10 protein-coding genes and 1 pseudogene are annotated in these 22604 nt (G+C 72.2%); 9 read left to right on the top strand and 2 right to left on the bottom strand.

Annotated elements, in window-relative coordinates; all coding sequences use genetic code 11:
• The first annotated feature begins 71 nt into the window (after positions 1–71).
• Positions 72–644 (top strand): helix-turn-helix domain-containing protein, encoded by a 573-nt coding sequence (locus ABZ484_RS07875; protein ID WP_358865012.1) that lies wholly within the window; start codon positions 72–74, stop codon positions 642–644.
• A gap of 500 nt (positions 645–1144) precedes the next feature.
• Positions 1145–2503, top strand: a complete 1359-nt coding sequence (locus tag ABZ484_RS07870) for a beta-1,3-glucanase family protein (RefSeq protein WP_358865011.1) — start codon at positions 1145–1147, stop codon at positions 2501–2503.
• 506 nt (positions 2504–3009) lie between these two features.
• Here the strand turns inward: ABZ484_RS07870 and ABZ484_RS07865 are convergent.
• Positions 3010–3576, bottom strand: a pseudogene (locus ABZ484_RS07865) (class I SAM-dependent methyltransferase); the annotation flags it as partial.
• A 354-nt stretch (positions 3577–3930) separates the two neighbouring features.
• Between ABZ484_RS07865 and ABZ484_RS07860 the strand changes: the two are divergent.
• From ABZ484_RS07860 to helR, 7 genes are all read left to right on the top strand, one after another.
• Positions 3931–6540 carry a beta-L-arabinofuranosidase domain-containing protein gene (locus ABZ484_RS07860; RefSeq protein ID WP_358865010.1) on the top strand — a complete coding sequence of 870 codons (2610 nt, stop codon included), beginning with the start codon at positions 3931–3933 and terminating at the stop codon, positions 6538–6540.
• Between the two features lie 137 nt (positions 6541–6677).
• The gene (locus tag ABZ484_RS07855; protein WP_358865009.1) at positions 6678–10085 is read left to right on the top strand and encodes a glycosylhydrolase-like jelly roll fold domain-containing protein; all 3408 of its coding nucleotides are present in this window, start codon (positions 6678–6680) and stop codon (positions 10083–10085) included.
• Between the two features lie 55 nt (positions 10086–10140).
• Entirely contained in the window at positions 10141–13398 is a 3258-nt protein-coding gene (locus ABZ484_RS07850) for a family 78 glycoside hydrolase catalytic domain (protein ID WP_358865008.1), read from the top strand.
• A 157-nt stretch (positions 13399–13555) separates the two neighbouring features.
• Entirely contained in the window at positions 13556–16108 is a 2553-nt protein-coding gene (locus ABZ484_RS07845; RefSeq protein WP_358865007.1) for a trehalase family glycosidase, read from the top strand.
• A 32-nt stretch (positions 16109–16140) separates the two neighbouring features.
• Positions 16141–18216: a galactosylceramidase gene (locus ABZ484_RS07840; protein WP_358865006.1), complete on the top strand. Its 2076-nt coding sequence runs from the start codon at positions 16141–16143 to the stop codon at positions 18214–18216.
• Between the two features lie 111 nt (positions 18217–18327).
• Entirely contained in the window at positions 18328–19155 is an 828-nt protein-coding gene (locus ABZ484_RS07835; protein ID WP_358865005.1) for a YhjD/YihY/BrkB family envelope integrity protein, read from the top strand.
• A 173-nt stretch (positions 19156–19328) separates the two neighbouring features.
• Positions 19329–21482, top strand: a complete 2154-nt coding sequence (gene helR / locus ABZ484_RS07830; RefSeq protein WP_358865004.1) for an RNA polymerase recycling motor ATPase HelR — start codon at positions 19329–19331, stop codon at positions 21480–21482.
• Here helR and ABZ484_RS07825 read toward each other — a convergent pair.
• Complete coding sequence (locus ABZ484_RS07825) at positions 21469–22542, bottom strand: NADP-dependent oxidoreductase (RefSeq protein ID WP_358865003.1); 1074 nt, start codon at positions 22540–22542, stop codon at positions 21469–21471. The two genes, helR and ABZ484_RS07825, sit on opposite strands and share 14 nt — an antisense overlap.
• Positions 22543–22604: the final 62 nt, after the last annotated feature.

Here is a 22604-nt window from a genome sequence, read left to right as displayed (position 1 = left end):
CTGTTGATGTCAGTGACTGTCATCGACAGTAGCACCCGATGTCAGTGACTGCCATCGCGTAGGATCTGCCCATGAGCAGATGGGAGCCGAACGCACGCGGACGCCTGGCGGAGGCGGCGTTGGAGCTCTACAGCGAGCGCGGCTACGAGCAGACCACGGTGGCGGAGATCGCCAGGCGCGCCGGCCTCACCGAGCGGACCTTCTTCCGGCACTACGCGGACAAGCGCGAGGTGCTGTTCGGCGGCTCGGAGGTGTTGCAGGAGCTGTTCGTGAACTCGGTCGCCGAGGCGCCCGGGTCCGCCGCGCCGATCGACGCGATCGCGGCGGGGCTCGAGGCGGTCTCCACGGTGTTCGCCGGGCGCCGCGAGCAGTCCTGTCAGCGGCAGGCCGTCATCGCGGGCAACGCGGAACTCCAGGAGCGCGAGCTGATCAAGCTCGCCTCGCTGGCGGCGGCGCTCGCCGGCGCCCTGCGCGGGCGCGGTGTCACGGAACCGGCCGCGAGCCTGACCGCCGAGGCGGGTGTCGCCGTCTTCAAGGTCGGCTTCGAGCGCTGGATCGCTCCGGCCGAGGAACGCGAGATGGCGTCTTTGATGCGGGAGTCGCTGGACGAACTCCGGGCCGTGGCCACGGGCGGACGCGCGTAGCCGGCCCGTCGGCGGACGCCGGTCGGCCTGCGGGCACTCGTCGCGGACGCGGTGCGCACTCAGACAGGCGGCCGGCACGAACGGGGCGCTTGCACGGACGCGGCGCCTGCACGGACCGGGCGCTTGCACGGACGCGGCACTTGCACGATGCGCCGCGCGCGACGGCGAGTGCAGCGACGACGGCGCCGAGGGCGAACCGTCCGAGGGACGAGGGTCCGACCAAGGATCCGACGGAGAGGTCCAGGTCTGAACCACGTACCTCAAGAGATGAACGAGTCAGCCGGGCCGTCGGGTTGAGGGTTCGCAGAAGTTGAAGGCCGGTCGGGCGACTGCTCCCCGGGGGTCACGCCCGGCAACGCCGTCCAGGCATGAGCCGGCGGGTCTCGATGCTCTCGCGTTCAGTTGTTGACGGTGGACAGCAGGGGGAGTACAAACCGGTGAGAGCGCTCTCAGGTACTGCCGCCCCTCCTCCCCCACAGGCCCTCGGCTCTGGAGACCTCATGCCGACATCGTCCTGCGCGCCGACACCGAGACCGCCGGCCGGCACCGCGCGTTCCCGAACGGCCCTCTGCCTCGTCCTCGCCCTGTTCGCCGCGTGCTTCCTCGCGCTGACACAGTCGTCCGCGCGGGCCGCCGATCTCCTGCTCTCCCGCGGCCGGCCCGTGACCGCGTCCTCGACCGAGAGCGCGGCCTTCCCGGCCGCCGCGGCGGTCGACGGCGATCCGGGCACGCGCTGGTCCTCCGCCTTCGCCGACCCCCAGTGGCTCCAGGTGGACCTCGGCTCCGTCCAGCAGCTCACCCACGTCACCCTGACGTGGGAAGCCGCCTACGCCACCGCCTACCAGATCCAGACCTCCACCGACGCGCGGAACTGGACGACGGTGTACTCCACCACGACCTCCACCGGCGGCACCCAGACCCTGAACGTCAGCGGAAGCGGCCGGTACGTCCGCGTCCACGGCACCGCACGGGCCACTCCGTACGGCTACTCCCTGTGGGAGTTCGAGGTGTACGGGCCCGGCGGCAGCACCCCGCCGGCGGACGACTTCTGGGGCAGCACCGGCGACATCCCGCCCGCGCACAACGTCGTCGAGGTGAAGATCCTCAACCGCACGAACGGCAAGTACCCGGACAGCCAGGTGTACTGGAGCTTCAACGGGCAGGTCCACTCCATCGCGGAGCAGCCCTATCTCGACATGCCGGCGAACTCCGCGGGGCGGATGTACTTCCACCTCGGCTCACCGGACAGCCCCTACTACGACTTCATCGAGTTCACCGTCGGCGACAACGTCTTCAACGGCAACACCACACGTGTCGACGCGTTCGGCCTCAAGCTCGCCATGCGCCTGCACTCCAAGGACGGCTACGACGTGGAGGTCGGCGAGAACCGGCAGACCTTCGCCGAGGACCGTGCCACCACCTTCCAGCGTTTCACGGACGCGGTGCCGGCCCCGTTCAAGGTCCTGGCCCAGACGCAGGCGCCCTACCGCATCATCGCTCCCGGCAGTGACCCGAGCTTCCGCTCCGGCGGCGCCAACGCGAACTACTTCACCGCCTACGCCCAGTCCGTCGGTGTCGACGCGGCCACCTCCGACATCTTCGGGTGCGCCGCCTCCCTGGCGGGCAACCCCGCCATGTGCGCCGCCCTCAACCGCCACGTGGCCACGCTGCCGGCCTCCCAGCAGAGTGACCCCGGCCAGTACTACAAGGCGGCACCGGCGAACTACTACGCCGAGTTCTGGCACGACAACGCCATCAACCGCCTGGCCTACGGCTTCCCGTACGACGATGTGGCGGGCCAGTCCTCGTTCATCTCCCACGGCTCCCCCCAGTGGCTGCTGGTGGCAGTCGGCTGGTAGAGCGGCCTGCACGCACCTGGCTGCGCGGCCTGTCCGTCCAGGCTGCGCAGCCCGTCCGTCCCGGCTGAGCGGCATGCGCGGCAGGCACGGCAGGCACGCGGACATCGTCCGTGAACTGACGGACGGCGCTGTGGGGATGAACGAGAACCATCACAGCATGGCGCGGGGGTGATGCGGCGTGGCGGGAGAACCACCGCAGCCGGCTGGAGCGTATGGGCCCGGGAAGCCGGCCGGGGCGCGTAACGGCCGACCGAACGGCCCGGCACCGTGCCGGTGCGTGTCGGCGATGACGCGCACCACGGCATGATGCGGCGTCACCTGGTCCCTTCCACCAGGCCACCAGGACGCCGGCCGCGTGTTTCACCGGGCCCAGGAGGTTGGTGCCGGTCGGCGTCACAGGGCGGCGGATGTCGTACTCCGGAAGCGGTCTCGGGCCCGCGGCGTGCGAAGAGGATGCCTCCGAGCCTGCTCTCGGCCGAGGTGAGGGTCGTCTGCGCCTCGACCGCGAAGCCGGCATCGACCAGCCGGGCGGCCACGTCACCGGGCTGCCGGAGATGGACGTGGACGTTCATCGGGTGGCCGCCGTAGCCCTGGGTCTTCAGCCGCGTCCCGTCGCCGACGTGAAAGCCGAGCAGCAGCGGGCCACCGGGCCGCACCACGCGCCGGAAGTGCGTGAAGACAGCGTCGATCGCGTCGTCGGGCACATGGATCAGCGAGTACCAGGCGACCAGGCCCGCCAACGAGGCGTCGGCGAGGTCGAGGTCCGTCATGGAACCGACCTCGAACCGCAGGCCGGGATGCTCGCGCCGGGCCGTCGCGACCATCGCGGGCGACAGATCGATCCCGAACGCGTCCACGCCCAGATCCCGCAGGCAGGCGGTGATTCTTCCCGGCCCGCACCCGACGTCCGCGACCGGTCCCCCGCCCGTGGCGTGCACCAGTTCGGCGAACAGCGTCAACAGCGCGCGCTCGTAGGGGGTTTCGTCCAGGAGGTCGCGGACCTGGTCCGCATAACTCGTGGCGACGGTGTCGTAGGACGTCCGGGTGTCGGCCAGCCAGTCCTCGGTGCTCATGGGTGGACACGGTAGTCCAGGGGCGTCCAGGGGCGTGCGGACGGCGGGTGCCCGGTCGTCCGCGCACCGGCATCCGGCAGCGCCATCAGGGATTGAACGTTTCAAAATTTCTGGCCGGCTTCCGGTTCCAGCGCCGCCTCGCACGTCAGCGCGTCCGGGCGCCACGAGGCAACTCCCATGCCGACCGCGGCTCATTGACGCACGACAGGCCGAACACGTCGGCTACCGATCAGTTCTTGTGAGAAGCCTTGACGCCCCAAGTGCCCGCACCTACCGTCTCCCCGCAGCGACTTTAACGATTCAAAACCTTCAGGCGATTTAGGCATTGCTGCCCACCGAAGGGAGCCCAGCACCTTGCCCGCACAGCGCGTCCCCGCGACTCCGTCCCGCCGTCAGATCGTGTTCGCGGCGTCGGCCGCCGCGGCCGTCACCGCCCTGCCCTCCCCCATGGATGCGTCCGCCCACGCGGCGCCGGCAGAGACCTCCGCCGCGGCCACCGCCCCGGCGGCCCCGGAGGGTGGGGGGAGAGCGGGGTCGGAGCCGGCCCTCAGCCCCTTCCCGCTCTCCGAGGTGCGTCTGCTCGACAGCCCCTTCCTGGCGAACATGCGCCGCACCTGCGCCTACCTGCTCTTCGTCGACACCGACCGGCTGCTGCACACGTTCCGCACCAACGTCGGCCTGCCCTCCTCGGCGGAGCCCTGCGGCGGTTGGGAGGCGCCGAACGTGCAGTTGCGCGGGCACACCACCGGCCATCTGCTCAGCGCCCTGGCCCAGGCGCACGCCAACACCGGTGACACCGCCTACGCCGAAAAGGGCCGCGCCCTGGTCTCCGCGCTGGCGCGGTGTCAGCAGGCCGCGCCCTCGGCGGGATTCCACCGCGGCTACCTGTCCGCCTTCCCGGAGTCGGTCTTCGACCAGTTGGAGGCGGGCGGCAAGCCCTGGGCGCCGTACTACACCCTGCACAAGATCATGGCCGGGCTGCTGGACCAGTACCGCCTGAGCGGCAACCGTGAGGCGCTGGACGTCCTGCTGGAGATGGCGGCCTGGGTGGACGCGCGGACCGCGCCGCTCTCCCACGAGCGGATGCAGACCGTGCTGAAGGTCGAGTTCGGCGGCATGAACGACGTACTCACCCGGCTCTACCAGGTCACCGGGGACAGCGCCCATCTGCGCACCGCCCAGCGCTTCGACCACGAGGACCTGTACACGCCGCTGGCCGCCGGCCGCGACGAACTCGCCGGCCGGCACGCCAACACCGAGATCGCCAAGGTGGTCGGCGCCGTACCGGGCTACGAGGCCACCGGCGACCCGAAGTACCTGGCCGTCGCCGACACCTTCTGGACCGCGGTCGTCCGGCACCACTCGTACGCCATCGGCGGCAACTCCGACAAGGAGCTCTTCGGCCCGCCGGACGAGATCGTCAGCCGGCTCTCCGAGGTGACCTGCGAGAACTGCAACAGCTACAACATGCTCAAGCTGGGGCGGCAGCTCTTCCTGCACCGGCCGCAGCGCGCCGAGTACATGGACCACTACGAGTGGACCCTCTACAACCAGATGCTCGGCGAGCAGGACCCGAACTCCGCGCACGGATTCGTCACGTACTACACCGGGCTGTGGGCGGGCTCCGAGCGGCAGCCCAAGGGCGGCCTGGGCGCCGCGCCCGGAAGCTACAGCGGCGACTACGACAACTTCTCCTGCGACCACGGCACCGGGCTGGAGACGCACACGAAGTTCGCCGACAGCATCTACTTCCGCTCCGGCGCGCCGCAGTCACCGCCGGCCCTGTACGTGAACCTGTTCATTCCCTCGGAAGTCCGCTGGGAGAGCGAAGAGGTGACGCTCCGCCAGGAAACCGAATATCCGGCCGGTGACCGGACGCGCCTGACCGTCACCGAAGGCACCGCACGCTTCGCCCTGAAGATCCGGATCCCGTCCTGGGTGGCCGACACCGGCCATCCCGCCGGTCTCGAGGTCAACGGCCGCCGGACCCTCACGCCCCTGAAGCCCGGCACCTACGCCACCGTGGAGCGGCTGTGGCGCACCGGTGACACCATCGAACTGGTCCTGCCCCGCAGGCCCGTGTGGCGCCCCGCGCCCGACAATCCGCAGGTGGCGTCGGTGTCCCTGGGACCCCTGGTCCTGGCCGGCCAGTACGGTGACACCGCTCTGGCCACGATCCCCACCATCCAGCCCCACACCCTGCGGGCGGCCGACGGCAGGCCCACCGAGTTCACCGCCGTCGCGGACGGCCGCGAGGTCGCACTGCGTCCGTTCCACGAGGTCCACCACCAGCGGTACAACGTGTACTGGGCGATCACCCCGCCGCCCAGCCGCGAACGGGACGTCGCCCGCTACCCCTTGCGGGAGGGCAGCGGCACGACGGCCGCCGACACCACCGGCGACTTCGCCGACGCCACGCTCGCCGGCGGCGCCGTCTGGACCCACGACGGCGAGGACACCGCGGTGTCGTTCGACGGCGTCGGCGGCCACCTCGTGCTGCCGTCCGGGCTGCTGAGCGGCCTGGACGAGCTGACCGTCGGTGTACGGGTGCGGATCGACGGCCTCGCCGCGTCCGCCCGGGTCTTCGACCTCGGCTACCACAAGGAGACCTACCTCTTCCTCGCCGCGACCACCGGGGCCGGGCACGCCCGCGCCGCGCTGAGGATCGCCGGCATGGAGGCGGAGGACGTCGTGGACGCCGCCTCGCCGCTGCCCGTCGGCCGGTGGATCCATGTGGCGCTGACGCTGGGCGGCGGCACCGGTGTGCTGTACGTGGACGGCGTGGAGGCCGGCCGCAACACCGCCATGGTCAGCGGTCCGCTGCTGCTCGGCGCGACCACCCGGAACTACCTGGGCCGGTCGCAGAACACGACCCATCCCTACCTGCACGGAGCCGTGCGCGACTTCCGGCTGCACAACCGCGCGCTGAGCGCCACGGAGGTGGCGCGGCTCGCCTCCGGCTGAGCCACGCCCGCCGCCCGACTCCCCCGGCTCCCGCTTCGACCGCTCCCGAACTCCCCGACTCCTCCGCTCTCGACGGCCCGGCGGGCCGTCCGTCATGCGCCCGCCGCGCCCAGCCACCGTCACAGAAAGGCGCCTCCATGCCCGCACCACAGTCCGACTCCCCGCTGCCCAGACGTACCTTCGTCGTCGCGGCCGGCCTCGCCGGAGGCGTGCTCGCGACGGGACTGCCCGCGGTCGCCCGGGCGGCGGACGCTCCCGCCTCCGCGTCGGCGGCCCCGGGCGCCCGGGGCGGATACTCCGCGTCCGGCTTCGCCGACCCCGCCAAGGACAGCCGGCCCACCGTCTACTGGTACTGGAACGGTCCCGTCACGCCCGACCTGGTGGACCGTCAGATGGCCGATCTGCGCGCCAAGGGCATGTACGAGGTCGTCCTGTTCTCCTTCGACAACGCCGAGATGCAGCCGGCCTTCTTCACGGAGGAGTGGTTCGACATCGTCGGCCATGTCCTGCGTACCGCCGAGCGCACGGGCATGCGGGTGTGGCTGTTCAACGACGACCACTTCCCGAGCGGCCGGGCAGGCGAGTACATCGTCAAGGGAGGCACGGTCGGCTCCCGCACCTACCGGCCCCGGCCCGAGCTGCGGCTGAAGGCCCTGTGGCGGTCGACCACCGTGGTCGAGGGACCGGCCACCCTGGACCTGCGGCGCAGCACCGGAGTGGGCGTGGACGCGGGCCGGCTCGTCGCGGACGCCGGAGTGCTGGGCGGCGCGGCCGTGCTGCGCGCCGGCGCGAGCTGGACCGACGTGACCGTCAGCGGCAGCGCGAAGGCCGACCACACCGCCGCCGGACTCGTCGTCCGCGCCGCCGCCGACGGTCTGGAGGGGTACGCGGTCGGTTTCGACCAGACCGGCGTGGTCACCGTGCTCCGTCTGGCCCGGGACTCCGAGCCGGTGGAGCTGCTGCGCAGCACCCGCACCGACGGTTTCAACAAGACGAAGTTCCACACGCTGGCCGTCACGGTGCGCGGCAGCGGCCTGTCCGTCACGCTGGACGGGCGGGACAAGGGCTCCGTGACCGACGACCGGTACGCCTCGGGGAGCGTCGGTGTGCGCGCGGTCGGGGACGAGCGGGGCCTGTGGGACAGCCTGACCGTCACCGCGGCCGACGGCAGCACCCTGTACACGTCGGCCTTCGACACCCCGGACGCCGCCGGGGACTTCCCCGAGCGTGGCGCGCTCGCCGCCGAGGCGGCTGCCGCCGCGGCCCGGCCCGCGGGGTCCGCCGACGCCGCCGGCGTCGTCGACCTGACGAGCCGGCTCACGGGGGACGCCACCTGGCAGGTCCCCGCGGGCCGCTGGCAGGTCGACCTGTTCGGCGGGGTCCCGCTCGTCGACGACAGCCAGGGCTACAGCCGCAGTTACGTGGATCTGCTCGACGACGAACCCGTCGAGCTGTTCCTCGACATCGTGCCCGGCGAGTACCACCGCCGCTTCGGCCGGTACTTCGGCACCGTCATACCCGGCTTCTGGGACGACGAGCCGTTCTTCGCCTCCGCCGAGGCCCACTTCAAGCGGCTGCCGTGGTCACCCACGCTGGACCGGGCGCTGCGTGACGTGGGGGTCACGCCAGGAGTGGCGTACGCGAGTGCCTTCGACGACCTGGGACGGCCGGGCCGCATCGCCCGCGGCCACTACTGGCAGGCCGTGTCCGACCGGTTCGCCCGGTACTTCGAGCGGCAGGCCGGCTGGTGCGAGGAGCGCGGGGTCGCCCTGATCACCAACCCCCTGTACGACGAGACGGCGCCTGCCAAGCGGATCCCGTCGACCGGGGACCTGCACAAGGTCAACCAGTGGGCGCAGGTGCCCGGCGGCGACATCATCACCGCCGAGTACGTGGCCGGGGAGCAGACCATGCTGCCCCGGAACCCGGTGTCGGTCGCCCACCAGATGGGCCGCGACCGGGCCCTGATGGAGATGTTCGGGAACATGGGCTGGCAGGTCACGCCCTCGTTCGTGCACGCGACGGTCGGCGCGCAGGCCGCCCGCGGGGTCAACCTGACGGTGCTGCACGCCCTGTGGACCGACGAGACACGGGTGTACTTCCCGCCGCCGTTCGGTCCCCGAGCGCCCTGGTGGTGGGCGATGCGGCCGCTGGCCGAGTGGATCGGCCGGGTGATGGAGGCCGGCCGTGGCACCTCCGCCGCGCGGACCGCGCTGCTCCAGCCGCAGCGCGCCGCCGAGCAGTGGACCGGGACGGACCGGCAGGGCGAGGTGGACGGCGCGCTCGCGGACGCCGCGTACGCGCTGGAGCGTGCCCAGGTCGACTTCGACCTCCTCCACGAGGGCGCGCTCGCCGGTGACGAGCGGCTGCTGTGCCGGGCGCGGGTGCGCGACGGCGGCCTCGCCGTGGGCGCGGCCCGCTACGACCTGGTGGTGGTGCCGGCCACGTACACGCTGGACGCGGCCTGCGTCCGTACACTCGCCGGTTTCGTCCGCGCGGGCGGCACCGTGGTCGCGGTCGGTGATCTGCCCGCCGACGACGCCGACGGCAACGACCGCTCCCTGGCCCGCGCGCTGTCCGACCTGTTCGGCGACGCGGTGCCCGGCAGTCGCCGGTACGGCGCGGGACGTGCCGTGCGGGTGGCGGACGTCTCCGGTCTGGGGGCCGCCGCGCACGAGGCGGGGGCCGCCGCGGCCGTCCTCGAACCGGCCCGCGACGCCGTACGGGTGCTGCGGGTGACCCGGGGCACGGACACGGCGTTCCTGTTCAACAACGAGAGCGGCACCGCCGTGGAGACCACCGCGACCCTGCCCGTGGACGGCGTCCCCGAGCTGTGGAACCCGGTGACCGGCGACACCGGCCCCGCTCCGCTGTACCGCACCTCCCGGCGGGGCATCCACCTGCCCGTCTCGCTCGACCCGTACGAGACCCGCGTCGTCGTGGTCCGGCGCGGCGGGCCGGCCGCGCCCCACCTGACCTCCTCGCCGCTGCCCGTCGTGGCCGTGGCCGAGGCGGGCCGCTCCCTGCGGGCGACCGTCGAGGCCTCGGCACCGGGCGAGCACCGGCTCACCGGCACCTCCGGCGGACGCGCCTACGAGGGCACGGTCCGCGTGGACGACCCGCTCACCCCGGTCGCCGTCACGGGCGACTGGACCCTCACCCTGGAACGCGACGGCGCCACCCCCGTCACGGCTGCCCTGGGCAGCTGGACCGACCACGACCGGCTGTTCTCCGGCAGCGGCACCTACACGATCACCGTCCCGGTCGAGAGGTCCCTGCTCGACGGACGGCGCGTCCTGCTCGACCTCGGTGACGTGCGCGACGTGGCGGCCGTGACCGTCAACGGCACCGCGCTGGAGCCGCTGCTGTGGGCGCCGTTCGTCACCGACGTCACCGGCCTGCTGGTGGCCGGCGACAACCGGCTGGAGGTCCGCGTCGCCAACACCCTGTCCAACGAGCGCAACAAGCCACTGCCCTCGGGGCTGCTCGGCCCGGTGACGCTGCGCTTCCGCCGCCGTGTCACCACCGACCTCACGCGCGTCTGAACCGCCGCGCCGCCCCGACCGGTCCCCGTACTCCCGAAGGATCACAAGGATCACCATGCCCAGACCCCGCAGACGCGGCCGCACGCGCCGCGCCCTCGTCCTGCCCGCCGCCGCCACCGCGTTCGTCACCGTGCTGGCCGGAGCCGTCACGGCCTCCGGCGCACCGGAGGCCACCATCACCCCAGCCGGCCTGCGGACCCAGCATCTGAGCCAGGCGCTCGGCATCGACGACACCACACCCGACCTCAGCTGGCGGACCACCGCGCGCGACGGGAACGTCCTCCAGGGCGCCTACCGCGTGCAGGCCGCCACCTCGCTCCAGCGGCTTCTCGCCGGGCGGCCCGACCTGTGGGACTCCGGCAAGGTCGCGTCGGCCACGCCGGAGACCACGTACGACGGCCGGACGCTCGGCTCCCGCACCCGCGTGTACTGGCGCGTGATGCTCTGGTCGCAGGGCGGCGAGCACTCCTCCGGCTGGAGCGCCCCGGCCGTCTTCGAGACCGGCCTGACCAGGCCCTCGGACTGGGGCGCGGACTGGATCACCCATCCGGACTGGCAGCTGAGCCGGCGCGGCGTCGAGCCGGTGGTCGTCAAGGTGCCCCGCACCACGGCCCGTTACGTCCGCCTGGACGTCACCCGCCTCGGCCTGCCCCTCGCGGAGAACTTCCCCGGCCGCGCCTGGCGGCTGCAACTGGGCGAGATCGACGTCCGCGACTCCGTCACCTCGGCCACCGGCCTGGCCAAGGGCGCCGCGGTCACCGCGTCGGAGAGCAACACGGTGCGCAAGACCTGGGAGCCCGCCCTGGCCGTCGACGGCCTGCCCAACAGCGCCCTCCAGACCGCGGCCGGCTACTCCAGCGCCGCCCACGACTCCGCGGACGTCTCCGACCACCCGGTGATCCTCACCCTCGACCTGAAGACCGCCAAGACCTTCGACGAGGTGGCCCTCTACCCGCGGGCGGACGTCCTCACCGACGACGGCCGGGTCCCCGGCTTCCCCACCGACTACGCGCTCGCCGCGGGCGACGCGGCCGACGGGCCGTACACCACGCTGGCCCGGGTGACCGGGCAGCAGCCCCCGAAGCCGTATCTGCCCGCCGGACTGCCCCTGCTCGCCAAGGACTTCACCCTCCCGCGCGCCGTGCGCAGCGCCCGTCTCTACATCGCCGGGCTCGGCGTCTACGACGCCACCCTCAACGGCGAGCCGGTGGGCGACGCCGTCCTGGAACCCGCCAACACCACCTACACCCGGCGTGTGCAGTACGCCACGTACGACGTCACCGACCGGCTGCGCACCGGCGCCAACACCCTCGGCGTCGCCCTCGGCAACGGCATGGCCAACGTCGTCAGCACCGCCGACCGGTACCGCAAGCTCTACGGAAACATCAGCGACCCCAAGCTCATCGCCCGGCTGGAGGTGACCCTCGCCGACGGCAGCGTGCGCACGCTCACCAGCGGCGACGACTGGCGTGCCACGCTCGGCCCGACGACCTCCTCGAACTGGTACGGCGGCGAGGACTACGACGCCCGCCGCGCGATCCCGCACTGGGACGAGCCGGACGGCGACCGCTCCTCCTGGGACCGGGCGGTCACGGTGTCCGGGCCCGGCACGGAGCAGGCGCCGGCCGTGCTCAGCGCACGCGAGACGGAGCCGATCCGGAACGTGGAGACGCTCACCGGCAAGGAGGTCGACGGCGCCGCCGGCAGCCGCGTCTTCGACCTGGGGCGCAACATCGCCGGCTGGCCGGAGATCACGGTGAGCGGCGCCCCCGCCGGGACCGGGATCCGCATCTACCCGGCCGAGAGCCTGAAGGACGGCCACGCGTTCCAGTCCATCAGCAACGTCGGCGCCCCGCTGTGGGACAGCTACACCACCGGATCCACCCACACCGCCACCTGGCACCCCGACTTCAGCTACCACGGGTTCCGGTACCTGGAGCTCAAGGGTGTGCCCGAGGGTGCGACGGTCACGGTGCGGGGCAGGGTGCTGCGCACCGACAACGCCTCCGCCGGTGACCTCACCACCTCCGATCCGCTGATCAACGGCATCCACTCGCTGATCCGCCGCGCCATCGAGGGCAACATGATGAGCGTCCTGACCGACTGCCCCAGCCGGGAGAAGCTGGGCTGGCTGGAACAGGACCAGCTGGTGTTCCCCGCGCTCGCCGCCAACTTCGACATGGAGTCCCAACTCCGCAAGATCGTCCGGGACATGGCCGACGCGCAGACCCCCGACGGGCTGGTCCCGAGCACCGTGCCGGAGTACACCAGCCTGCCGGGCGCCTACCGCAACGACTCCAACTGGGGCGGCGCCTTCGTCCTGGTCCCCTGGCAGCTGTACACCACGTACGGCGACCTCGACACCCTGCGCACCTACTACCCGCGGATGCGGCAGTACGCGGCGTTCCTGGAGAAGCAGGTCTCCGGCGGCATCCTGGACTACGGCCTGGGCGACTGGTTCACCCCGGACCGCACCTTCCCGCGCGCCGTGGCGGGCACCTACGGCTACTGGCGCGTGGTGGACACCCTGGCGCGGATCGCCACGGTGCTCGGCGACCGCACGGCGGCCGACGACTACCGGTCGAAGGCCGACGCCAGTGTCCGTGCCCTGTCGGACAAGTACTACTCCACCCAGACGGGCACCTTCGGCGGGGGCGGCCAGGGCGCCGAGGCGCTCGCGCTCGACATGGGCGCCTACCCGGCGGGCGAACGCGACCGTCTGCTCGGTCACTTCGTCTCCTCCGTCGAGGGCGCCGGCCATCACCTGGTGCTGGGTGAGATCTCCCTGCCGTCCGCCTTCCGCGTCCTGTCCGCCGCCGGACGCGACGACGTGGTCGAGAAGGTCGCCACACAGACGACCAGCCCGAGCTACGGCTACCAGGTGCTGGCCGGCAACACCACGCTGGGCGAGTCCTGGGACGGTGGTCCGGGGCAGTCGCAGAACCACTTCATGCTCGGCGCGATCGACTCCTGGTTCACCACCCGTGTCGCGGGCATCGACCAGACCGCCGACTCGGTGGGCTACCGCGAGCTGCTGATCGACCCGGCGGTGGTGGGCGGCCTGACGTCCGCCTCCGGCTCCTACCGCACTCCGTACGGCCTGGCACGTACCGAGTGGGAGCGGACCGGTGACCGGTTCCGGCTGAGCGTCGACGTCCCGGCCGGCAGCACGGCCGAGATCCACGTCCCGGCGGCCGGGGGCCGGGCTGAGGCCCCGCAGGGCGCGCGCCTGCTGCGGTCCGGTGACACCGAAGCGGTGTACCAGGTGGGCTCCGGACAGTGGCGGTTCGAGTCGGTCATGCCGTCGTCCTAGGGGGCGGGGCGCCGGGGCGGACCGGTCCGCCGGCCCGCCCCGGCGCCTCCCCGGCAGCCCTGACTGTCCAGCCGTACGCCCGCGCCTCAGACGCGGAGCCGTATGACCGATTGTTCGATCGACATCCGATATACCGAACAAGAGGAGTTCTGTACACATGACACAGCATCAGGTGCCCAGACGTCGCTTCCTCGGTGCCGTCGGCGCGGCCGGCCTCGGCGGCGCCACGATCGGCCTCATGACGGGTGCCACCTCCGCGGAGGCGGCCGCGTCGCCGGCGGAGCAGGCGTCCGCCGGGCAGGAGGCCGCCGGGCAGGAGGCCGCCCTGCCGTACCCCACGCAGCGGCGGCCGTTCGCCATGCCCGGCGTCAGGGAGCAGGACTGGACCGGCGCGCTGTTCGTCGGCAGCGGCGAGTCCCGGTTCGCGCTGCGCGTGGGCCTGCTCACCGCGCAGGGCAAGCTGCTGCGCGAGAAGATGACCAACTACCTCTGGCGGATCGGTCCCATGACGCCGGACGGCGCCTACAAGGAGGTGCAGGTCACCACCGACGACCGCACGATCATGCCGGCGCACCTCCAGGCGCTGCGCGAGGTGATCGCGCACCCCGACCAGTGGTCGCAGAGCGAGGTCGCCGACGCCACGGCGAAGCTGCCGCAGCTCCAGCAGAAGTACGACCGGACGCAGAGCGAGAAGCGCACCATACGGGTGCGGTACACGCGCACCGGCGACGGAAGCGGCCTGGTCGGCGCCGTCACCGCGCTCGACGACGACACGACCGTCGTACTCGAGCTGTCCTCGCCCTGGGGCGAGCAGGCGGCCTTCGCCCTGGACGGCCAGAGCCTGACGGGCAGTGCCCCGGGCCTGCTGGAGCAGAACCGCACCGGTCACATACGGCTGTCCCCGACCGAGCCGGCCGACAGCGGCGGCTGCTACGCCTCGGTGGCCGACATGACGGCGGCCGTGACCGGCGGCAGCGGCGCGCCGGGCACCGCCGTCGCGGCACTCGTCTACCGGCTCGGCAAGGGACGGACCATCACGTTCGCCGCCCGCGTCGACGACCGGCCGCTCGAAGCCCGGACGCCGGAGGCACACGAGGTGGAGCACGCCCTCGCCACCGCCGGGGCACGGGTCCGTGGCGCCAATCTCACCGGTTCGGGGCCGGTGGGGCGGGCGGCGGACGCGGTGCGCGACGCGCTGTCGCTCAACACCAACTACGACAAGGAGCGCCACCGCAACTACGTGATGTGGGGCTGGGGCGGTGGCGGCGGTCTGTTCACGGGATGGGACTCGGCCTTCGACGCCGTGGACGCCGCTCTCGTCAGCCGCCCGCTCGCCGTCCAGCACGAGACGGACGTCTTCGAGGCACCGGCGCCGCCCAACCAGGTGCCGCTGCCGGGGCCGCGCTACGACCAGCAGAACTCCGGGCCCATGCACGCGTACGCCGTGTGGCGGCTGTACACCAAGTTCGGTGACCGCTCGCTGCTGGAGAAGACCTACCCCCAGCTCGTCACCTTCCACGACCTCCTGCCGGAGTGGGACACCGACAGGGACGGCCTGCTGGAGACCCCTTACTTCGGGGACCGGATCGGCGGCCGGGGCAACCACCTCGGCCTGGACGACAGTCCCGTCTACGCCTCCTACCACCGGATCGCCAAGCAGGGCGGCAGCGGCGACAAGCGCGACAACACCGACCTCACCGACGTGGCGCTCAACTCCTACTACGCGCTGCTCGCCGAGACCCTGGCGAAGATGGCCGGCGTGCTCGGCAAACCAGAGGACGCCACCCGGTTCGCCGCGCAGTACGAGACGATCCGCCGGCTGCTCAACGAGCGGCTGTGGCACCCGGACAAGGGCCTGTACCTGAGCCGCTACCTCGACGGCACCTGGAACGAGGTGGTCACGCCGACCGTCTTCTACCCGATGTTCGCGGGCCTCGCCACGCCGGAGCGCGCCCGGATCCTGGTCGAGCGACACCTGCTGGATCCGGAGGAGTTCTGGGGCGAGTACGTCGTCCCGAGCGTCGCACGCAACGACCCGGCCTACTGTTCCGGCGGCCCGGTGCACCCCTCCTCCGAGCACTTCCGCTTCTTCGACCGGTACGGCGAGGACACCGCCCCCGAGCAGTGGAAGGGCGCCGTGTGGCCGCCGATGAACGCCACCGTGTACGACGGCGTCAAGCGGTACGGCTTCGACGACGTGGCCGGCCGGTTCGCCGCCCGGAGCACCGCCATGTACCTCGACGCCTGGGACAAGGAGAACTGGTTCCCGGAGTCCTTCGATCCCGAGCCCGGCCAGTCCATCATGGACTCCGCGGTCGACACCGCCTGGCGCACCTACTCCTGGTCCAACGCGATGGCCGTGCAGGGCCTGCACGAGCTCATCTCCGACAACCCCTGGGACGGCGACCCGGCCGCCCTGATGTTCGGCACGCTCTCGCTGCCGGGCACCAACACCGTCGCCAACGTGCGGCTGCGCGGCCACACCTACACCGTCTCCGCGGGACCGGACAGGACCACGCTCGTCCGGGACGGCCGCACCGTCTTCCGGGCCACCGGCGCCCGCGTGGCGGTCCGCGGCTTCGTGCTCCGCGGCTCCGGGGCCTCCTTCGACATCAACGCCGACGGACCCGCCCGCGTCGAGGTGTTCCCCGAGGACGGCCGTGCCCGAGGACGCAAGGTGCCTCGCGGCCGCACCCACGTCGTGCTCTGAACGCCCTGCCCAGCGACTCTCACGGAGGACCCATGCCCAGAACAAGCAGACGGACCGGCGGACCGCGCCGGCTCCCCGGGCGCACCGCGCGCGCCGTGTGCGCCCTGCTCGTGTCCTGCCTGGCGCTCGTCGCACCGGCGACCGCGCACGCCGAGACCGACGCGCCCCCCGTACAGCGGATCACCGTGGACGGCGCCGGCACAGGGCGTGTCTTCGACGGTGTCGGCGCCATCAGCGGGGGCGGCGGCACCTCACGGCTGCTCGTCGACTACCCGGAGCCGGAGCGCGGCCGCATCCTGGACTACCTGTTCAAGCCCGGGTACGGCGCCTCGCTCCAGATCCTCAAGGTGGAGATCGGAGCGGACACCAACTCCAGCAACGGAGCCGAGCCCAGCCACATGCGCACCCGCACGCAGGTCGACTGCGACCGCGGCTACGAGTGGTGGCTCATGGAGCAGGCCAAGAAGCGCAATCCGGACATCCGGTTCTACGGTCTGGAGTGGGGCGCGCCCGGCTGGTTCGACGGCGGCTTCTGGTCCCAGGACAACATCGACTACCTGATGCAGTGGCTCGGCTGCGCCCAGCGGCACGACCTGCACGTCGACTACCTCGGCGGCTGGAACGAGAAGGGCTGGGACGCGGCCTGGTACGGAAAGCTGAAGGCCGCCCTGGTGAGCCACGGCCACGCCGACGTCAAGGTGGTGGCGGCCGACAACGCCGGCTGGCAGGTCGCCACCGACATGAAGAACGACCCCGCCTTCGACGCGGCCACGGACGTCGTCGGCATCCACTACCCGTGCTCCGCCGTCCACTGCTCCAGCTCGGCGGACGCCCTCGGTCTCGACAAACCCCTGTTCGCCAGCGAGTCCGGCTGGAACAACTACCTCACGGGGGCGACGAGGCTCGCCGCGGAGATGAACCACGAGTACGTCGACTCCCGCATCACCGCGTTCATCAACTGGCCGGCGGCGTACGCCTGGTACCCGACCGTCCAGATGCAGGGCAGCGGTCTGCTCCGGGCGAACGAGCCGTGGAGCGGTCACTACGAACTCGGTCCGACGCTGTGGACCATCGCCCAGACCGCGCAGTTCACCCGGCCGGGCTGGAGCTATGTCGACTCCGCCAGCGGTTACCTCGACGGCGGCGGCACCTATGTGACCCTGCGCTCTCCCGGCCCGCGCCCCGCCTACACGACGGTGTTCGAGACGACCGCGGCGACGGCCCCCCAGAACGTCAGCGTCACGCCGACGGGGAAACTGCCACGCGGGGCGCTGCACCGCTGGACGACGACCCTGGAGTCCACCGACCCCGGTGACTGGTTCGTCCGGGGCGCCGACGTGTCCCCGGACGCCACGGGCGGCCACCGCATCACCCTTCGGCCGGGCACCGTCACGACACTGACCACCATGCCCGGCGGCAAGGGCAGTGCGACCGCGCGGGCACCCCGTGCGGAGGTCATGGCCCTCCCCTACCGCGACGGCTTCGACAGCTACCCGACCGCGGCCACACCGCGCTACATCTCCGACATGGAGGGCGCCTTCCAGGTCGCGCCCTGCTCCGCCGCGCCGCAGGCCGCCTCCGGCAGCGGGGGAACCGGCGGATGTCTGCGCCAGGTCGTCACGACCCAGCCCGTCAAGTGGTCCAGGGTGGCCAGTCCGCTCACCCTGTCCGGCGACAGCCAGTGGACCGACTACACCGTCTCCGCCAAGGTCATGATCGACCATTCCGGCACGGCCTGTCTGCTCGGCCGTGTGGTGAACCAGCTCAACAACGCCGGGCCCGCACGCGTCAACGTGTGGGAGGGCTACTACCTGAAGCTGTCGGACTCCGGTACCTGGTCGCTCGAGGTCATCGCCCCGGACAGGACCACCCGCGTCCTGGCGAGCGGCAGCCTGCCCTCCGCCGCGGCGGACGCCTGGCACCGGCTCACGCTGGGCTTCTCGGGCGAGAAGATCACGGCCCGCGTCGACGGGGCCGAAGTCGCCCACGTCACCGACTCCACCTACGACCACGGCCAGGTCGGGCTGGGGCTCGACTCCTACACGACCTCCCAGTTCGACGACCTGGAGGTGCTGCCGGCCCGGGCCGCGTCGCCGGCCGCGCAGTAGTCCGTCGCCCGGGCGGCCCCTCGCGAGCGCGCGTGGGCCGTCCGGGCGAAGCGCCCGTCACGTGGCCCGGACGGCGTGCGGACGGCGGGCGATGCACTCTAACGTGCGGGCATGACGTGGACGGCGCGAATCCGGCGTCTGCTGACGACCGTCGAGCAGCGCTTCCCCGTCGTGACCGAACTGGCCAACCGCCTGCTGTCCGCGAACCTGCTGGACGCCGGCACGCGACTGGCCGCGCAGGCGTTCCTGGCGGCGGTGCCCGTCCTGTTCGCCGTCGCCGCGTTCGCCCCGCAGAGCATGCGCGACCAGCTCCGGGAGTCGCTGCGCGCCATGTTCGGCCTGGCCGGAGCGTGCGACGAGGAACTGCAACGGGTCCTGACCGACCCCGGTGGCAAGAGCCTGCGCGAGACCACCGGGGTCATCGGCCTGCTGATCACGCTGCTCTCCGCGACCAGTTTCAGCCGTGCCATGTCCCGGGTCTGCGAGCGCGCCTGGCGACTGCCCAGGAGCGGCGCCCGTACCGCCGCCTGGCGCTGGCTGGTCTGGCTGCTGGCGCTGGTCCTGGTGGTCTTCCTTCAGGGTCCGATCCGCGACGGCTTCGGCGCCGGACTCTGGCTCGGTACGCCCCTGCTCTTCGTGGTGGCGACGGGCGTATGGCTCTGGACGCAGCACCTGCTGCTGGCCGCCCGCGTCCCCTGGCCACGGCTGCTGCCCGGTGCGCTCCTCGCCGCGGCGGCCACGAGCGCGCTCGGCCTGACCGCCCGGCTCTACATGCCCACGGCGCTCAACCGTGCCCTGTCCGAGTACGGCGCTCTCGGCATGGTCCTGGTCATGCTGTCCTGGCTGATCGTCCTGTGCGCCGCCATCACCTTCGCGGTGACCATCGGTGCCGTCCTGGCGGACGAGCCGCCCTTGGACCGCTACCTGCGCCACGGCTGACGGCAAAAAGGAAAGGCAAGGAGGTCGCCCACTCCTTGCCACTCTCAACTTATAACACACAGGGGGCCTTGCGGCAAGGCCCCCTTCGTGCCGCAGAATCTCCGGCCGAGGTGCCCGTCCACCCGCGCTTCCCCGCACGACGGCCGCGAGCGGCCACAGATCGGAGCCATCACGTGAACCCGCTGACGTCCAGCGTGTTTGACCTTGCCGACCCCCTCTCACCCAAGGCCGACCCGGCGCTGATCGCCCGCGACGAGCAGCAGTTCGCGGCCGTCGCCGACACCCTGGAACGGACGGTCGCCGAACTCTCCGACCGCCTCGACGCCGAACTGAAGGCGCCCGGCGGAGTGGGCCAGGAGGCGATGGACCGGGACATCGAGGTCCACCGCCTCAGCGCCCGGCTGCGCACCCTGCGCCGCTTCGGCCTGGACCTGTGTCTCGGGCACATGGTCCCCGAGGACGGCGCCGAGCCCGTCTACATCGGACGGCTGGGCCTCACCGACGACGAGGGCCGCCGGCTGCTGATCGACTGGCGCTCCCCGGCCGCCGAGCCGTTCTTCGGGGCCACCCATGCCAACCCGATGGGTCTGGTGAGCCGCCGCCGGTACCGGTGGACCCGCGGCCGGATCAGCGACTACTGGGACGAGGTGTTCACCGCCGACGCTCTCGAGGGGCGCGCGGCCCTCGACGACCAGTCCGCGTTCATCGCCGGCCTGGGCACCAACCGGTCGTCGCGCATGCGGGACGTGCTCGCCACCATCCAGGCCGACCAGGACGCCATCATCCGGGCGGGGTCCCGCGGCGCCCTCGTGGTGGACGGCGGGCCGGGCACGGGCAAGACCGTCGTCGCCCTGCACCGCACCGCCCACCTCCTCTACTCCGACCCGCGCCTCGGCCACCGGCGCGGCGGGGTGCTGTTCGTCGGCCCGCACCGGCCCTACCTGTCCTACGTCTCCGACGTCCTGCCCAGCCTCGGCGAGGAGGGGGTGCAGACCTGCATCCTGCGCGACCTGGTCGCCGAGGGCGCCTCGGCGACGGTGGAGACCGACCCGGAGGTGGCCCGTCTGAAGTCGTCCGCGGACATGGTGAAGGCCGTCGAGAAGGCCGTCAGGTTCTACGAGGAGCCGCCCACCGAGGCACTGACGGTCACGGTCGACTGGTCGGACCTCCGGCTGACCGCCGGCGACTGGGCCGAGGCCTTCGAGGCGCCGGAACCCGGCACCCCGCACAACGAGGCGCGGGAGCAGGTCTGGGACAAGCTGGCCGAGATCCTGATGGACAAGTACGACGGCGACGTCTCGCCCGACCTGTTCCGCAGAGCGCTGCGGCAGGACGAGGAGCTGAACGCGGCCCTCGGCCGCGCATGGCCGCTGATCGAGGCGGCCGACCTCGTCGGAGACCTGTGGTCGGTACCGGCCTACCTGCGGATGTGCGCTCCCTGGCTCGGCCCGGAGGACGTCCGCAGGTTGCAGCGCGCCGACCCCCGGGCCTGGACGGTGTCCGATCTGCCGCTCCTGGACGCGGCACGGCAGCGGCTCGGCGACCCCGAGGCGTCCCGGCGCAGACGCCGGCGGGAGGCCTCCGTCGCCGCCGAACGCGAGTACCGGGCCCAGGTCACCGAGAACCTGCTCAGGACCGACGACGACTGGCAGGGCATGCTGATGACGATGCTGAAGGGCCAGGACCTGCAGAACTCCCTGGTCGACGAGGACGCGCTGCCCCAGACCGAACCCGGCCTGCCGGCCGGCCCGTTCGCGCACATCGTGGTGGACGAGGCGCAGGAACTGACCGACGCGGAGTGGCAGATGCTGCTGCTGCGCTGCCCGTCCCGCAGCTTCACCGTCGTCGGGGACCGCGCCCAGGCCCGGCACGGGTTCACGGAGTCGTGGCAGGAGCGGCTGGCGCGGGTCGGGTTCGACCGGATCGACGTGGCCTCGCTGAGCATCAACTACCGGACGCCGGAAGAGGTCATGGCGGAGGCCGAGCCGGTCATCCGGGCGGTGCTCCCGGACGCCAACGTGCCGACCTCCATCCGCAGCGGCGGTGTACCCGTCGTCCACGGGCCGGTCAGTGACCTCGACTCGGTCCTGGACACCTGGCTCGCCGCTCATGCCGAGGGGATCGCCTGTGTCATCGGCCGTCCCGCGTTCCGCGGCACGTCCTCGCGTGTCCGGTCGCTGACGCCGGAGCTGTCGAAGGGGCTGGAGTTCGACCTGGTCGTCCTCGTCGACCCGGACGAGTTCGGCGAGGGTGTCGAGGGAGCCGTCGACCGCTATGTCGCGATGACCAGGGCGACCCAGCGACTCGTCGTCCTCACGAGCCGCTGACGGCGGCGCGGGGCGTGCGGCCGGCGGCGCGGGTGGTGCCGCCGGCGCCGACGGCCTGCGTGCGGTCCCGGACGATGATCTTGCCGGTGTTCTCGCCGCGCAGCATGCCCAGGAACGCGTCCACGATGTGCTCGAACCCGTCGACCACCGTCTCGTCGGCGGCGAGCCGGCCGCTGCGCAGATGCGGTACGGCGATGTCGTACAACTCCTCCTGAACGTCGCGGTGGTTGCGCACCAGGAAGCCCTCCATGCGGATGCTCTTCTCCACGATGTCCGCGTGGTCGAAGCGCGGCTGCGGCGCGCCGGGGGTGTTGTACTGGCTGATCGTGCCGACGCGGACGATCCGCCCGAACTCGCGCAGCGCCCCCACCGCCGCGGCCAGTTGCTCGCCGCCCACGTTGTCGACGAACACGTCGATGCCGTCCGGTGCGGCCCGGCCGAGCAGGTCGGCGGCGGGCCCCTCGTGGTAGTCGAAGACGGCGTCGTAGCCCACCTCCCGCACGAGGTGGGCGGCCTTGGCCGCCGAGCCCGCGCTGCCCACGAGCCGTCCGGCGCCGAGCAGTCGGGCGAACCGTCCGGTCGCCGTGCCGACCCCGCCCGCGGCACCCGACACGAACAGATCCTCGCCCTCCTTCAGCCGGGCGATCCGGGTCAGGCCCACATACGCGGTCAGTCCGGTGCCGCCGAGGATGCTCAGGTGCGCGGTCACGGGCACGCCGTCGAGGCGGGGCAGCCGCCGGACCTCCCCGGGTGTGACCACCGCGTGCGTGCGCCAGCCCTGCCGGTGGAACACCAGCTCGCCCTCGGCGAGCCGAGGGGTGCGCGAGGCGACCACCCGCCCGATGGTGCGGCCCTCCAGTGGGACGCCGAGCGCGAATCCGCCGGGCACGTCGTCCATCATCTCGCGGTGGTAGGGGTCGACGGACCAGTAGAGGTTCTCCACGAGCGCGCCGCCGGCGGCGGGCTCGGGCAGCGCGGACTCGACGAAGGCGAAGTGGTCGGGGGTGGGAAAGCCGTGGGGACGGGCGGTCTGGTGCACGGTGAGCGCGGTCTCGTTCATGCCGGGACCGTAGGACGGGAATGCCCCTGCTCGGCAGCCGGTTGGGTTCATGCGACACACCG

Source organism: Streptomyces sp. NPDC006393 (genome assembly GCF_040628575.1).
Taxonomy (GTDB): Bacteria; Actinomycetota; Actinomycetes; order Streptomycetales; family Streptomycetaceae; genus Streptomyces.
Note: the sequence above shows the minus strand (reverse complement) of the source record. Positions and strands in the feature narration are given on the sequence as shown.

Excerpts from the sequence above, each read along its gene's own strand:
- ABZ484_RS07840 (WP_358865006.1), top strand. The coding sequence starts at position 16,141 with ATGCCCAGAACAAGCAGACGGACCGGCGGACCGCGCCGGCTCCCCGGG.
- ABZ484_RS07825 (WP_358865003.1), bottom strand. The coding sequence starts at position 22,542 with ATGAACGAGACCGCGCTCACCGTGCACCAGACCGCCCGTCCCCACGGC.
- ABZ484_RS07850 (WP_358865008.1), top strand. The coding sequence starts at position 10,141 with ATGCCCAGACCCCGCAGACGCGGCCGCACGCGCCGCGCCCTCGTCCTG.
- ABZ484_RS07875 (WP_358865012.1), top strand. The coding sequence starts at position 72 with ATGAGCAGATGGGAGCCGAACGCACGCGGACGCCTGGCGGAGGCGGCG.
- ABZ484_RS07835 (WP_358865005.1), top strand. The coding sequence starts at position 18,328 with ATGACGTGGACGGCGCGAATCCGGCGTCTGCTGACGACCGTCGAGCAG.
- ABZ484_RS07855 (WP_358865009.1), top strand. The coding sequence starts at position 6,678 with ATGCCCGCACCACAGTCCGACTCCCCGCTGCCCAGACGTACCTTCGTC.
- ABZ484_RS07845 (WP_358865007.1), top strand. The coding sequence starts at position 13,556 with ATGACACAGCATCAGGTGCCCAGACGTCGCTTCCTCGGTGCCGTCGGC.
- ABZ484_RS07870 (WP_358865011.1), top strand. The coding sequence starts at position 1,145 with ATGCCGACATCGTCCTGCGCGCCGACACCGAGACCGCCGGCCGGCACC.